This is a genomic window from Pseudoalteromonas luteoviolacea S2607 (assembly GCF_001625575.1).
In the GTDB taxonomy this organism is placed as follows: domain Bacteria; phylum Pseudomonadota; class Gammaproteobacteria; order Enterobacterales; family Alteromonadaceae; genus Pseudoalteromonas; species Pseudoalteromonas luteoviolacea_E.
Genome location: NZ_AUXV01000073.1, coordinates 200,025 through 213,351, shown reverse-complemented (window position 1 = coordinate 213,351; position 13,327 = coordinate 200,025). Strand labels below are relative to the sequence as shown.

13 protein-coding genes are annotated in these 13,327 nt (G+C 42.1%); 6 read left to right on the top strand and 7 right to left on the bottom strand.

All coding sequences use genetic code 11. The features are described 5' to 3' along the window. Positions 1 to 47 precede the first annotated feature (47 nt). Positions 48 to 803 carry an SDR family NAD(P)-dependent oxidoreductase gene (locus N480_RS24380; RefSeq protein ID WP_063375036.1) on the bottom strand — a complete coding sequence of 252 codons (756 nt, stop codon included), beginning with the start codon at positions 801 to 803 and terminating at the stop codon, positions 48 to 50. A gap of 347 nt (positions 804 to 1,150) precedes the next feature. Between N480_RS24380 and N480_RS25560 the strand changes: the two genes are divergently transcribed. Beyond that, positions 1,151 to 1,279: a bacteriocin gene (locus N480_RS25560; protein ID WP_155732961.1), complete on the top strand. Its 129-nt coding sequence runs from the start codon at positions 1,151 to 1,153 to the stop codon at positions 1,277 to 1,279. Between the two features lie 323 nt (positions 1,280 to 1,602). On the opposite strand, the gene N480_RS24375 is transcribed toward N480_RS25560, so the two are convergent. After that, complete coding sequence (locus tag N480_RS24375) at positions 1,603 to 2,022, bottom strand: hypothetical protein (RefSeq protein ID WP_155732960.1); 420 nt, start codon at positions 2,020 to 2,022, stop codon at positions 1,603 to 1,605. 178 nt (positions 2,023 to 2,200) lie between these two features. On the opposite strand from N480_RS24375, the gene tsaA reads away from it, so the two are divergent. The 3 genes from tsaA to N480_RS24360 all read left to right on the top strand — a co-directional run bounded on the left by tsaA (position 2,201) and on the right by N480_RS24360 (position 5,712). Next, positions 2,201 to 2,932, top strand: a complete 732-nt coding sequence (tsaA, locus tag N480_RS24370; RefSeq protein ID WP_063375034.1) for a tRNA (N6-threonylcarbamoyladenosine(37)-N6)-methyltransferase TrmO — start codon at positions 2,201 to 2,203, stop codon at positions 2,930 to 2,932. A gap of 95 nt (positions 2,933 to 3,027) precedes the next feature. Next, entirely contained in the window at positions 3,028 to 4,749 is a 1,722-nt protein-coding gene (locus tag N480_RS24365; protein WP_063375033.1) for a proline--tRNA ligase, read from the top strand. A gap of 162 nt (positions 4,750 to 4,911) precedes the next feature. Further along, on the top strand, positions 4,912 to 5,712 hold the full coding sequence (locus tag N480_RS24360; protein ID WP_063375032.1) for a UDP-2,3-diacylglucosamine diphosphatase: 801 nt from the start codon (positions 4,912 to 4,914) through the stop codon (positions 5,710 to 5,712). 8 nt (positions 5,713 to 5,720) lie between these two features. On the opposite strand, the gene N480_RS24355 is transcribed toward N480_RS24360, so the two are convergent. Genes N480_RS24355 through N480_RS24345 form a run of 3 tightly spaced genes read right to left on the bottom strand, consistent with a single transcriptional unit; the run spans position 5,721 to position 8,518 of the window. Then, complete coding sequence (locus tag N480_RS24355; RefSeq protein ID WP_063375031.1) at positions 5,721 to 6,929, bottom strand: ABC transporter permease; 1,209 nt, start codon at positions 6,927 to 6,929, stop codon at positions 5,721 to 5,723. Then, positions 6,922 to 7,710, bottom strand: coding sequence for an ATP-binding cassette domain-containing protein (locus tag N480_RS24350; RefSeq protein ID WP_063375030.1), 789 nt, complete (start codon positions 7,708 to 7,710; stop codon positions 6,922 to 6,924). The genes N480_RS24355 and N480_RS24350 overlap by 8 nt, the downstream gene beginning before the upstream one ends. Then, on the bottom strand, positions 7,676 to 8,518 hold the full coding sequence (locus N480_RS24345) for a DUF3025 domain-containing protein (RefSeq protein ID WP_063375029.1): 843 nt from the start codon (positions 8,516 to 8,518) through the stop codon (positions 7,676 to 7,678). Before N480_RS24345 ends, N480_RS24350 begins: the two co-directional genes overlap by 35 nt. A gap of 187 nt (positions 8,519 to 8,705) precedes the next feature. On the opposite strand from N480_RS24345, the gene N480_RS24340 reads away from it, so the two are divergent. Together N480_RS24340 and N480_RS24335 are read left to right on the top strand one after the other, a co-directional pair. After that, positions 8,706 to 10,334 (top strand): M28 family metallopeptidase, encoded by a 1,629-nt coding sequence (locus N480_RS24340; RefSeq protein WP_063375028.1) that lies wholly within the window; start codon positions 8,706 to 8,708, stop codon positions 10,332 to 10,334. Positions 10,335 to 10,406: 72 nt separating this feature from the next. Beyond that, on the top strand, positions 10,407 to 11,573 hold the full coding sequence (locus tag N480_RS24335; protein ID WP_063375027.1) for a putative manganese transporter: 1,167 nt from the start codon (positions 10,407 to 10,409) through the stop codon (positions 11,571 to 11,573). An 83-nt stretch (positions 11,574 to 11,656) separates the two neighbouring features. Here N480_RS24335 and N480_RS24330 read toward each other — a convergent pair whose 3' ends face one another. Further along, a complete protein-coding gene (locus tag N480_RS24330; RefSeq protein ID WP_063375026.1) occupies positions 11,657 to 12,301 on the bottom strand; it encodes a DUF2987 domain-containing protein in 645 nt (214 codons plus the stop codon). Then, the gene (locus N480_RS24325; protein ID WP_063375025.1) at positions 12,291 to 13,115 is read right to left on the bottom strand and encodes a glucosaminidase domain-containing protein; all 825 of its coding nucleotides are present in this window, start codon (positions 13,113 to 13,115) and stop codon (positions 12,291 to 12,293) included. The genes N480_RS24330 and N480_RS24325 overlap by 11 nt, the downstream gene beginning before the upstream one ends. Between the last annotated feature and the right edge of the window lie 212 nt (positions 13,116 to 13,327).

The following is a 13,327-nucleotide window of genomic DNA, read 5'->3' as shown; positions in this document are numbered from 1 at the left end:
TGTAAAAATCGCTGTTTGCAAAGCTAGATCACACAACCTCAATCGAATTAACGTTTAGTTGGCTTCTTACACCCAATCAGCCTTAGATACACTTTAAACGGCACATACTTTAAAATTAGCGAAATAAGCCACCAACGTTTAGTGATATACGCGATTCGCTTTTTCTTTTTGATTGCCACAAAAATTTGCTGCGCTGCTTTTTCTGCACTTGCCAGCCAAAATACCCCGTCCCCTTTCGCCATTTCAGTGTCTACAAAGCCAGGTCTCAGTTCTGTGAAAGATATATTTGCGCCATCTTTCGCAGCTCTGCAAGATAAGCCCTCCATGTAGGCGGCAATATACGCCTTTGACGCGTTGTAAGAAGCGCATGGGCCACCTCTGAGCGCCATTATTGATGAGGTTGCAACTATATGACCGGAGTTTTGTTTTGCAAAAAAATGAAATGCACTATTGGCAAGTGCTGTAAACCCCGCAACATTGACAGCTACCGTATGCAGCTCCCCTTGCAGTGGAAAGCTTGCATCAGTGGTCCCCGTACCCGCATTAATGATGACGAGATCGACACCTCGCATTTTTGTAAGCAACGATTCAAATTCAAATACTGCATCATGCGACTGGGAAACATCCATTTGAGCAATGTGGCTAGGCTGAGTTAATTCGTTTTGAAGGCTTACCAACAACGCTTGCCGCCGGCCTGTTAGCCCTAGTTCATAACCACACTTGTCCATATGGATCGCTAAAGCGCGTCCAATCCCTGATGTAGCTCCAATGATGATTGCTTTGTTATGCTTAGGTTTTTCCATTGAGTTTTTTATCTCCTTACTGTTCCCATCCTCAAAAACTCAAGACAAGTAATTTAAACTTTAAATATATTAAAGATGCGACTAAACCAACATTAAATTACATATAACAACATGAAAAATATAAATATCAAATAACAAACTTTAACACTAAGTACCAATAAACACCTTTTACTGTTTAATAAGAATTCAGGCGAATAAAAAACTTAAAACCAACAACACTCATGACTGCGCTCTAACTAAGATATAAATTTATTAATATTATTTTGCTATAGGATAATTTTGTTGTTAAACACAAAACAACAATTTACACAAATTAAATTTATATAAATTAATACAAAGGAAATGAAATGGAAGTTAAAAAGAAACAATTAAAATCATTATCAGTTAAAGAGTTAAATAACGTAGTAGGCGGAAGTGATGGTGTTGGTCCTGAGCCACCGAAAATGGCCGTAGTCGTGACTAATCCAAAAAGCTAAGAGAGCCATGTTCAGTTTTAACTCTCTGAATTAATATCACTACTTAAGGCTTAGGAGCCCACTTAAGCCTTAAGTAGTGAATGATAGGTTACTATCAAAATCAGATAATCTAGCAACTTAATTTTTTTCGCTAAGTATTCACAATACGCAATAAGACTTTATGGATCAATCGCTGTGATTAATAGCTGAATATGTCAAAGCGATAGGCTGGGTATCTGGCAAACATTAATGCGTGAATCACAACGGTTATTTGGCGGTATTGACCCATCACCTATTTAGTTAAATACCAAATTATGAGGTTAAACAGAGTTTAAGTCCTATTTTTACATACTTTCTCTGGCTATTTGGAATAATACCGTTCTTACAAGCGCTCTTAAATCACTGGCTACAACCAAAGTCTCGGGTAATAGCTTTTGGGTGATCAAATTAGTTTGTTCTTGCAAAAAAGAGTCTAATTTGCACGGGCTAATCGTGCCCTCTTGTACACCTGTAAAAGTATGCATCAATGGGTTTCTTTGTTTTTGTAACTGGAGGATTAATGCACTGCGGATCGGACTTGTTTTACATACATGTTTTTTACACACGCGAATAACAATTTCCATAAATTGGGCAATTTCATCATTGCTATTATTTGATTTGTTTAAATTAGACTTTAACGCTCGCTGCTTTTTTGAGTTGGCAATGCTGTTTTTGAAACCAAGCGCACGCTCTCCAATCAGTTCCATTTCATCACTCGTCAACATTTGATTCCCAAATCGCGCAAAAAACATTGCTTTATCCGTTTTATTTTTTGGGATAATTATGCGTGTAATTTCATACTTGTACATTACAGCCTATTACAAAGCGACCCATGTTATTTAAATTTGTTGCGCCCATAACAAAGCGATACAATGTTGTTTTTCATCTTTAGAGCCCACTACCGTGCAATTTGAAGTTCAAGCTATTGGTCATATTGAATCCCCATACAAACAGAAGTTTGCCATCCCAAGACAACCGAGATTAGTCCCTGAGGCCACTGCAAAACTTGTTTTTTGTCATGAGTTTAATCGAGAAGAGTTTGTACGCGGTATCGAAGAGTTTACGCATCTATGGCTACTGTTTAGATTTCACGAAACAGCAGACAAAGGTTACTCAGCACTTGTGCGCCCACCTAGGTTGGGCGGCAACGAACGCAAAGGCGTTTTCGCAACACGCGCAACCTTTAGACCAAACGGTATTGGTATGAGTGCAGTCAAATTGGAAGGCGTAGAGTACAAAAATGGTCAGCTTGCGCTATTACTATCTGGCATCGATTTGTTAGATGGCACCCCCATTGTCGATATTAAACCTTACCTCCCCTACTCTGATGCTTTACAAGGCGCCTCAGCAGGTTTCGCAGACACACGACCTGAAACAGAAATGACGGTCTCGTTTAGCGAGCAGGCTGCGCACTTTATTGAAAAGCAATCGCAGTATCCTGAGTTAAAAAGCTTTATTAGCAACGTCTTAAAACAAGACCCAAGACCTGCTTATAAAAAGAAAAAACAGCAAACTCAAAGTTACGGTATGAGCTTATATGAATTCAATATTCGCTGGCAGGTTGAGGATCAACACAACCACGTTATTGAGGTCGCGCTCGAAAACCAGCAAACAACAGACAAAGCAATAGATTAAATATCAATACAGCTTAAAATAACTCTTTTTTAGCACCTTAGGCACTGTTAAACTACGTGCCTAATTAAAAACACACAACATTGAACGGAACAAGCATGCGTACCAGTCAATATATTTTAGCGACTCTTAAAGAGACGCCTTCTGATGCCGAGGTGATAAGCCACCAGCTAATGCTACGTGCGGGTATGATCCGCAAACTCGCTTCAGGTTTATACACTTGGTTGCCGTCAGGTTTAAAAGTACTTCGTAAAGTAGAAACTATTGTACGCGAGGAAATGGAAAAAGCTGGCGCAATCGAAATGTTGATGCCTGTCATTCAGCCAGCAGATCTGTGGGAAGAGTCAGGCCGTTGGGAACAGTTCGGCCCAGAACTACTTAGAATTACCGATCGCCACAACCGTCCGTTTGCGCTTGGTCCGACACACGAAGAAGTCATTACTGACTTTGTACGCAAAGAAGTAAGCAGCTACAAACAGCTGCCTCTGACACTTTATCAAGTACAAACCAAAGTACGTGATGAGGTGCGTCCACGCTTTGGTGTAATGCGTGCGCGTGAATTTACTATGAAAGATGCTTACTCGTTCCACCTAGACGACGCATGCCTTGAAAAAACTTATCAAGTCATGCATCAAGCATACTGTAATATCTTTGAGCGTCTTGGTTTAGATTACCGTCCAGTTATCGCAGACACGGGCTCTATTGGTGGCAGTGTATCACACGAGTTCCATGTACTTGCTGAGTCAGGTGAAGATGCAATCGCGTTCAGCAGTGAAAGCGATTACGCAGCTAACATCGAAAAAGCAGAGGCCGTTGCGCCAGCTACTGAACGCGCAGCACCAAGCAAAGACTTAAACACATTTGACACACCAAATGCTAAGTCTATTGCAGATCTTGCACAGCAGCACGGTGTTAAAGCACATAAAGGTGTTAAAACACTTATCGTTTACGGACCAGAGGGTGAAGACGGTGAACGTGGCCTAGTGGCACTTATCGTGCGAGGCGACCATGAATTAAACGAGCTAAAAGCTGAAAAGCTTGAGCTTGTTGGTGCGCCACTTGAAATGGCTAAAGAAGAAGACATCGTTGCAGCAATTGGCGCGAAACCTGGTTCACTGGGTCCTGTAGGTCTTGATATGCCAGTTATTGTTGACCGCAGTGCTGCCGTTATGTCTGACTTTGTAGCAGGCGCGAATAAAGATGGCGTACATTACAGCGGTATTAACTGGGACCGTGATGCAAATAACTATACCGTTGCAGATATTCGTAACGTGGTAGAAGGCGACCCTAGCCCTTGTGGCCAAGGTACGCTTCAGATCAAACGTGGTATTGAAGTTGGTCATATCTTCCAGCTTGGTAGCAAGTACTCAGAAGCCATGAATGCAGGTGTGCTTGGCGAAAGCGGTAAAAACCAAGTCATGACAATGGGTTGTTACGGTATTGGTGTATCTCGTATCGTTGCAGCAGCTATTGAGCAAAACCATGATAAATTTGGTATTAAATGGCCTCAGGCACTTGCACCATTTGATATTGCTATCGTACCAATGAACATGCATAAGTCTCACCGTATTCCAGATATTGCTGAAAAGTTCTATGCAGACTTAAAAGCTGCAGGTCTTGAAGTATTATTTGACGACCGTAAAGAGCGCCCTGGTGTGATGTTTAACGATATGGAACTAGTGGGTGTGCCATTCACATTAGTGATTGGTGAGCGCAACCTAGATAACAATCAGGTTGAGCTTAAAAACCGCCGCACGGGTGAAAAAGTCATGTTAAACATAGATTCAGCAGTTGCTGAAATCACTAAATTGATGGCTTAGCCAATGATTTGACTTTGCGTCTTTTAAAAGCGCGCCTACGGCGCGTTTTTTTATGCCTACTCACCCACTTGGTTAAAATGTCATCATAGCGTCTCAATACTGATAAGTATTTGTCATCTAGTGCCTTTAACGTAGACATTATTACGCTTGAGAGTACACACAATGGAGCAAACCTATTACCCCAGCATATGGATTTCAGACGTACACCTTGGCTATAAAGATTGTAAAGCCGACTTCTTACTCGATTTTTTAAACTGTACCCGCTGTGATACTTTATACCTTGTCGGTGATATTGTTGATTTATGGTCTTTGAAAAGGCAATTCTACTGGCACCCAAGTCATTACCAAGTACTTGAGTGTATACAAAAAAAAGCTGAGTCCGGAACACGTGTTATCTATATTCCCGGTAATCATGACGAAACATTCAGAAACTACGTGGATATGACTTTGTTTAATGTCGAAGTTCACCACACTTTTGTGCATACAACATCTGCTGGCAAACGGTTTTTGTTACTTCATGGCGATGACTTTGACTCCGCGACAAGATACAACAAGCTTATTAGTATCATTGGCGATCAAGCGTATGACTTTCTATTGTTTTTGAACCGTTGGACGAATCGCGTCCGCAAATTATACGGTGGTCATTACTGGTCTTTGGCATCATGGCTAAAAAATCGCGTACATAAAGCCCGCGCAGCAATCGCGGCATTTGAGCAAGCCGCGGTCCATGAAGCGAAAAAGCAAGGTATGGATGGGATTATTTGTGGGCACATCCACCAGCCAAGGATCAACGTGACAGATGGCATTGTCTACTGCAACGATGGTGACTGGATAGAAAACTGCACCGCCTTAGTCGAAAATGAGCAAGGCCGAATTGAGCTTTTACATTGGTCTGACGTACAAAAAGTGCTTAATGTAGTTGAAATAGAAAAACAAGGATTACGCGGCGCAAAGGCCGCATAACTCAGACATTATCTAAAAAGCACGGTTTCACGGCTAAACCAACGTACACAGCAACCAAGCAGCGCGCCGGCCAATAGAGCTGACGCAACGAAGATCATTGCTACGGCACCGTAATCTACGGTGCCTTTTACAATCTCTTTAATGGCCAAGGATACATTTGTTATAGGGATCCACGCCGTAAAGCTAGTGAGAGACATATTGGGCATCAAGGACACCACGATGGGCACAAACACTAACATACTTAACGGCCCCATATAGTTTTGCGCTTCTTTAAATGTTCGGGCATAAATTGAAATGGCCAATACCAATGAAGATAGCATCACAGCGACCGGCAGTAGCAGACCAAAAATAAGTAAATAGTCCCAAACACTTACACTGGAAAACGCCTCTTTAAGACTGTCTAACACCCCTACTCCACTGGCAATGCTGATCCAAACAGCAAGGCTGGATACCGTCACCAAGGCACACGCAATAGAGCTTGCTAAAACCGTAATAAACTTACCGAGTACCAGTTGTGTGCGTGTTACAGGCGTCAACAATAGTGTCTCTAGTGTGCCACGCTCTTTTTCACCAGCGCCTAAATCTATCGCGGGGTAACTCGCCCCCATCAGCACCAATGGGATCAATAAATATGGAATAAATGCTCCAAGCTTTTCTCCATAATTTTCACGTTTATCTGCCGTATCTACTTTACTCACTGCAATAGGGTTGAGCAGCGCCGTATGTTGCTCTTTGGGAACTCCCAGATTCTCTAGTGACACTGAACGAATTTCTGCAGCGAATTTTTGAATGAGCTTCTCAAGACGCCTATAAACAAAATTGATTGACTGGGCATCATTAAACACAACTTGCCATGTAAACTGCGCTGGCAAGGGTTGTTTGTCGTTAAATTGGTTAGGAATGATCACACCAACATCGATTTTACCAGCACGAACTGCCTCCTTCAGCGCCTCAACAGAGTCAAACTGCTCTTCACCTTCATATGGTTTAAAGCTTTTGTGATAGAACATACGCTCTTCAAAGACAGGAGCAAGCTGTGCATTCGCGATATAATAGGTGTGTACTTTTTGCTCTGCTTCTAAGGTTGTTTTGGAAGCTAAGAAAGCCAACAAAGCAAATAATACTGGAAATATAACAATGGGGAGTGCGATAACAAAAAACAGGGTTTTTCTATCGCGCAGCAGCTCTTTTACTTCTTTTAAAAACACCTCAAACATTAGTGCGCCCTTGGTTTATGATATTCAAAAAAGCATCGTTCAGCTCTGTACTTTGACCTGTTGCTTTAAACTCTTCAACACTGCCATCAAAACAGCTCACCCCTTGGTCAATCAAACATATCCGGTCACATAACATCGCGATTTCATCCAAATGATGTGTTGAAAATACGACAGGTGTTTCCTTGGCTTTGAGTTCTCGAATAAATTGAATAATAGTTTGTTTAGTCATGATATCTAAGCCCGTTGTGGGCTCATCTAAAATCACCACCTCTGGCTCATGAACGACAGCACGTGCAATATTGGTTTTTTGTTTCATCCCTGTAGACAAGTGCTCTGCTCGCTTGTCCAAAAAGTTTTCCATATCTAAGGTTGCAAATAGATATTCACAGCGAGACTTCAGCGCACGCCCTTTTAAACCGTGGAGCTTAGCAAAGTACTCAACATTTTCTTTAGCAGTTAAACGCCCATATAAACCCGTAGTACCAGACAAGAAGCCAATGGCCTTTCTACCCGCTAGCGGCGATTTAACGATATCATGACCTGCAATGTGAATGCTCCCAGCATCCGGCGTCAGCGCGGTAGAGAGCATGCGCAACGTGGTTGTTTTCCCAGCGCCATTTGGGCCAAGCAAGCCGAGTACTTCATTGCCTTCACATTTGAACGTGACGTCTTCTACTGAGTTAAAGTACCCATCTCGTTGACGAGGATCTTGATTTACATTACTCGAGGTTGCTTCTTTAGTAAGTTTAAAGCGTTTTTTCAGCCCGTTTACTACTATCATTTGCGCTCCTTCTTTTTGGCCTGAAATAGTCCTGATTTGCGTAAAATGCCTCATTTTGGTTTTCACAATGCCAATTGGGGATCCCTAATAATGGCAAGGGTGACATCTGCTTATTGTCATCCAATACGCTGTGTTCTTGTATCATTTCAATCAACTGGTTGTCTAAGTAACTATACTGCGCAGCCAACGGCAGTTCATAAAATGACTCTTCAACAACGATGCACAACAATTTGCCAGTCAAGCCGATAAAAGGATTGGTAAGCATTTCATAGTTTGCGTGACCGAATACAAAAGGTCTCAATTCGTTATGCCAAAGATTACGGTGCTCGTAAAATACTTCCGTCCACTGGTGTTCACGTAATTTCTCTCGCCACTTCATATCTGGAATAGCGAGTACCAAACCACATTCATCAAATAAAGTTAACGCATTACGCTTACGACTGCGCTGCTTCAAGCCATGTTGTTTTATTTCTTCAATATGCAGTAAATTCAATAAGGTCTTTGTTTTTGGAAACAAGCACCAAATCATCGCGCCAAAAAAATCATGCCAGTTTTCTTCTCGGGTAGGCACCTGCCCGGTTTGGGCGATAATTTCTTCGTAGTAGCGCGTTTCATTTTCTAACAACGCATTGGGTGTAAAAACAACCTTTTTGCCTTCACTGTTGTTGTGAGACAACTGATCGTTGAGCCACTCAAAGCTTGGCCATGAAGTAAATGCTTGTAAATTAAGCAGGGCTTGTAAATGAGCGAAAGGGGCCTGACTAAATAACTGACTGTGCCAATTTTCTGGAGCAGTAAACTTTTTCATGCGTAATACGAACTAATACTCTGACTTTATTGCTCGCTATTTTACTCTATCCACCCCGCTGCGCAAAAGTTAAATAACGTCAGTGCTTTTTTACAGCAACTTCTGCACTACATCGGCTTAAGTCGAATTAATCTTGCTTTTGTGGTATTACTTAGGTGAGAAGTAAAAGCAAAATAAAAGAAAGGTCATGAAACTAAAATTAACTCTAAGTGCTTTGTCGCTTGCTATTTTAGCCGGTTGTGCGACGACAAAAAGCAACACGCCTGAAGATATTTCCAACGCTTACAACAGTATTAATGCCCAGCAGCTAGGTGAGCACATCAAAACACTTGCCTCTGATGAGTTTGAAGGCCGAGCACCATCAAGTAAAGGTGAAGAACTGACGCTTGCTTATCTAACGAAGCAGTTTAAAGCGTTAGGTTACGAACCGGGTAACGGCAGTAGCTTTTTACAAGAGGTACCATTGGTATCGATAGAAGCTGATCCAAACATGACGCTAAAAATTGGCGAGCGCAGCTACCCTTACAAAAAAGGGATGGTGATGGGCACTAGCCGTATTAGCCCTGAGCAATCTCTAAACAACTCAGAATTAGTCTTTGTTGGTTATGGTGTCAATGCACCTGAATATGGGTGGAACGACTACGAAGGCTTGGACGTGAAAGGCAAAACTGTTGTTATGCTTGTGAACGATCCGGGTTACGCGACCAAAGATCCTGCCGTCTTTAACGGTAATACAATGACCTACTACGGTCGTTGGACATATAAGTATGAAGAAGCGAGCCGCCAAGGTGCCGCTGGTGCTATCATCATTCACGAAACGGCACCTGCTTCATATCCTTGGGAAGTGGTTGAGAACTCTTGGAGCGGTGAACAGTTTGGTTTCCAAAAAGAAAACAACAACATGGATCGCGTTGCTGTTGAAGGTTGGATCAGTGTCGATGTAGCCAAAGAGCTATTCGCCGACGCAGGCCTTAATTTTGAAGAAGCAAAAAAGAAAGCATCTGAAGGCGCTTACCACGTTGATATGGGCGACTTAACAGCTTCGGTTGATGTCAAGAGCACGATTAAGAAGTCTGTATCTTATAACTTCATTGCCACTTTACCTGGCGCGAAAAAGTCAAATGAGCACATTATCTACTCTGCACACTGGGACCACCTAGGTATGGATCCTAATCGCAAAGGCGATAAAATCTACAATGGTGCTCACGATAACGCAACGGGTACTGGCGGTATCATCGAAGTGGCTGAAGCGTTTGCAAAATTACCTCAACGTCCAGATCGCTCTATAACTTTCTTAGCCGTTACCGCTGAAGAGCAAGGCTTACTTGGTTCTAAGTTTTATGCAGAGACACCTGTTATTCCGGCCAATCAAACGGTTGCAAACATCAACTTGGATGCGCTGAACTTGTTAGGTAAAGTAAAAGACATCAGCGTAGTTGGTCTTGGTAAATCCTCACTAGACGGCGTGTTAAAAGAAGTTGCTGACGAACAAAACAGAACTATTTCCAACGAATCAAACCCTTCTGCTGGTATTTACTACCGCTCAGATCACTTTGCATTCGCGAATATGGGGATCCCAGCAATGTATGCTGGTGGTGGCCATGAACCTTATGACGATGCCACAGCGACATATCGCAAACGCATGAGTTTAGTGCTGCGTGGTTGTTATCACCAGCCGTGTGACCGCTATAGAAAAGAGTGGGATTTAAGTGGCGCTGTTCAGGATCTTCAGCTATTTTTCAAGGCGGGTTATCTAATCTCTCAAGACGAAGCATGGCCAACTTGGAGCAAAACCTCAGAGTTCCAAAGAAAATAAATATAAATGATATTGATTTTCATTTAATTTAACTCTAAAGTGCAACTGTTATTAGGTTACCGGTTGCACTTTATGCTCTCTTACTCTCGTTCGTATCCGCTTAAAGCGGCCTCTCAATTTGCAATGTTAATCGCTAACAAGCGTTTAATACTGCCTGTACTTCTAATTGCAGCACTTTTTTATGGACCCGTTCGAGATATAGCACTGGGCACGCTCGCAGATGCGTTTTTCCAAGTCAGTGTATTTGTGGCTGGCACCTTAGCTATCTACTATTACCTCGTAGAAAAATTGCCGCAATTGGAACTGAGCTACCTCAGTAAGAAATCGCCCACATTAGAAGTAGCTATGGCCGCTGTTTTAGGTGCCCTACCAGGCTGTGGTGGCGCTATTATTGTTGTAACCCAATTTACCAAAGGACAAGCTAGCTTTGCCTCTGTTGTCGCAGTGCTGACAGCGACAATGGGCGATGCAGCCTTCTTGTTGCTAGCAAAAAAGCCACTCGAGGGTATGACGATTATTTTACTCGGTATCGGTGTTGGCATTCTCAGTGGCTTGGTTGTTAATTTACTCCATAAATCTGACTACTGTAGACCGGAGCAAAACAATAAAGAGGTTCAAGACTGCGAGCCGCCGACATTCGCAGTAAGGATGAGTGAACCCGTTTGGAAGGTGCTACTGTTTCCTTGTCTTGCTATTTCTTTGTTAATGGCGTTTAACCTCGACTTAGGCGAGTTTGAAAAGCCCGTTGAACTACTTGGTGCAGCAATGGCTATTTTTGCTGTCGTCATTTGGGCACTGTCATCTAAAGGTCAGACTTATAAGCAGATAACCGCTGAGGAAGAAGAGGTTAAACCCCCTTCACGTCTTGCTAAAATCTTACAAGACACACACTTTGTTACGGCATGGGTCGTTGCGAGTTTCATGCTTTATGAATTGTCAGTCGCTTTGTTTGGTCTAGATTTGGCTGCATGGTTTACTGAATACGCAATATACGCACCATTAATTGCAATTATGATTGGATTACTGCCAGGCTGTGGCCCGCAAATCGTGGTAACAAGCTTGTATATTCAGGGGGTGTTGCCTTTCAGTGCGCTTGCCGCCAATGCGGTCGCCAATGATGGTGATGCTTTGTTTCCAGCCATTGCCCTAGCACCAAAAGCGGCACTACTCGCAACAGTCTATTCTGCGATACCAGCCTTGCTAGTCGGTTATGGTATATATTACTGGAACTTGCCTTAACACATTTAAACACCGTATAACGCATTAAAAAAGCGACCAGAGGTCGCTTTTTTATACTTCGCTAGCCGATTAATAAGCTCGATTTATTTAGCTATCCACGGCTTTGCGCTGACTAGCTTAGTTAACACATTAAACTTTCCATCGTCGGTTTCCCAGCTATTTGGCACCTCAAAACGACATCGATTTTCCTCACAGTAAACATACTTGGCAGATAAATCGACATGACTCGCAAATTCCAGCGTCACACCTTTTTGCTCAGGTAACATAAAAGACAATAGTTTCCCGACAAAGACGCCCGACAAATCACTTAATAGTGATTCAAATTCATGATGTAACTGATAAATTTTTCGTTTAGTCAATTCTTGATTGGTAAAGTGAGCAGACTCTATTTGAATTTTGATTTCGCAATACTGAGCTGATTTAGGCGTTACCACCACAACCGCTTTGTCTTTATCTAGTTTTTCATTGACGGGTAACATCAGCTGCGCGTCTTGCGTATATTGTAAAGGCTGTGTAGATCGCTCTGTGACAATTTTGCCATCAGCGATTTCACAAGGTTCCTTACTCTCACCCTCTACCAAGTAGAAGTTTACTCTGGCAAATTCAAAGTCACCTTTTTCAACGACCTTTAATCGATCGTAAAAGCCTTCATAAGATGCCACAAACTCTTCAGCGGCAACACTACAGCTCATTGCCACAAGCAATAACGAGAGTATTTTATTCTTCATCAAAATAAGCCTTGTTATGTCTTATCATATCATTGAGTTCCTCAATGTAATCTTCGCCACGTTCGGAGTAAGACATTAAACCAGGTGTAAGCTCTGTTGCTGTGATTTCTTTTTTCTCAGCCCTTAGCTGTGCTCTGACATTTCTTAGCTCTCGATACGCATCATGTGTATTAATATTCCTAAAATAAGACGTTACTGATGCTCTCACCGATTTAAATGCAGCCACTTCATGTGCGGCTTCGTCCGCACGGCGTTTAGGGATCATGCCGCAACCCGCTCTATAACACCACTGTCCAAAAAAGTTTAAGCCGATGCGAGCAAACCTAGAGGTTCCCCACGCTGACTCATTGGCAGCCTGCATTAAAGCGAGCTCTTTAGGAATAATATCTACTTTATCAAGCGCTAATTTTAAGCTTTCTTTGGTGATCTCTTTTTGATCTACTTTATACAAATCAAAGATTTTTAATACCCTTTCACTTTGTACATCTGTCAGAGTTTCATCAAACTGCAACATCATCAACGCAATCTCTATACTGGCTCGCTGTTGTAAAATTACTTTGTTCTCGGCCTCGACATGGGGTTTAATAAAGTCGAAAAAGCGCCTTTTCTTAGTTGCAATATCTCTTATTGCCGCAAAGTCAGGCAAAACTACATCATGTAATGGTTTTTCAGGCGCAACCACTTCTGGCTGTTCAACGATTACTTCAGGAGTTACTTCTGGCTCTGGTTGTTTGGGCGGTTCGGTAATAAATGGGTAAACAATTGCGTATAAGGAAACGGCAATCAATAAAAACTTAATCAAGTTAGAACGCATGATTCTCCTCTCACTAGTACCTACAAAACGAGATTCTGAACTTCCTTTGTCAGATAATAACTCGTTGTACTTAGTTCATCTCATAAAATGGCCGGTGATTATAGCAATAATAGTCGTTAAACGCGAATTCCCCCCACTTTGTCGCTAAATTAACGGTTTTTTTCAATCATGCCAAGTAATTACAATTTCAATTTAAGCTCGCTATACTAGAT

Bases quoted from the DNA above. Each gene is read 5' to 3' on its own strand.
- N480_RS24360 (WP_063375032.1), top strand. From the start codon at position 4,912: ATGGAGCAAACCTATTACCCCAGCATATGGATTTCAGACGTACACCTT.
- N480_RS24380 (WP_063375036.1), bottom strand. From the start codon at position 803: ATGGAAAAACCTAAGCATAACAAAGCAATCATCATTGGAGCTACATCA.
- N480_RS24365 (WP_063375033.1), top strand. From the start codon at position 3,028: ATGCGTACCAGTCAATATATTTTAGCGACTCTTAAAGAGACGCCTTCT.
- N480_RS24330 (WP_063375026.1), bottom strand. From the start codon at position 12,301: ATGAAGAATAAAATACTCTCGTTATTGCTTGTGGCAATGAGCTGTAGT.
- N480_RS24325 (WP_063375025.1), bottom strand. From the start codon at position 13,115: ATGCGTTCTAACTTGATTAAGTTTTTATTGATTGCCGTTTCCTTATAC.
- N480_RS24355 (WP_063375031.1), bottom strand. From the start codon at position 6,929: ATGTTTGAGGTGTTTTTAAAAGAAGTAAAAGAGCTGCTGCGCGATAGA.
- N480_RS25560 (WP_155732961.1), top strand. From the start codon at position 1,151: ATGGAAGTTAAAAAGAAACAATTAAAATCATTATCAGTTAAAGAGTTA.
- N480_RS24350 (WP_063375030.1), bottom strand. From the start codon at position 7,710: ATGATAGTAGTAAACGGGCTGAAAAAACGCTTTAAACTTACTAAAGAA.
- N480_RS24340 (WP_063375028.1), top strand. From the start codon at position 8,706: ATGAAACTAAAATTAACTCTAAGTGCTTTGTCGCTTGCTATTTTAGCC.
- N480_RS24345 (WP_063375029.1), bottom strand. From the start codon at position 8,518: ATGAAAAAGTTTACTGCTCCAGAAAATTGGCACAGTCAGTTATTTAGT.
- N480_RS24375 (WP_155732960.1), bottom strand. From the start codon at position 2,022: ATGTTGACGAGTGATGAAATGGAACTGATTGGAGAGCGTGCGCTTGGT.
- N480_RS24335 (WP_063375027.1), top strand. From the start codon at position 10,407: ATGCTCTCTTACTCTCGTTCGTATCCGCTTAAAGCGGCCTCTCAATTT.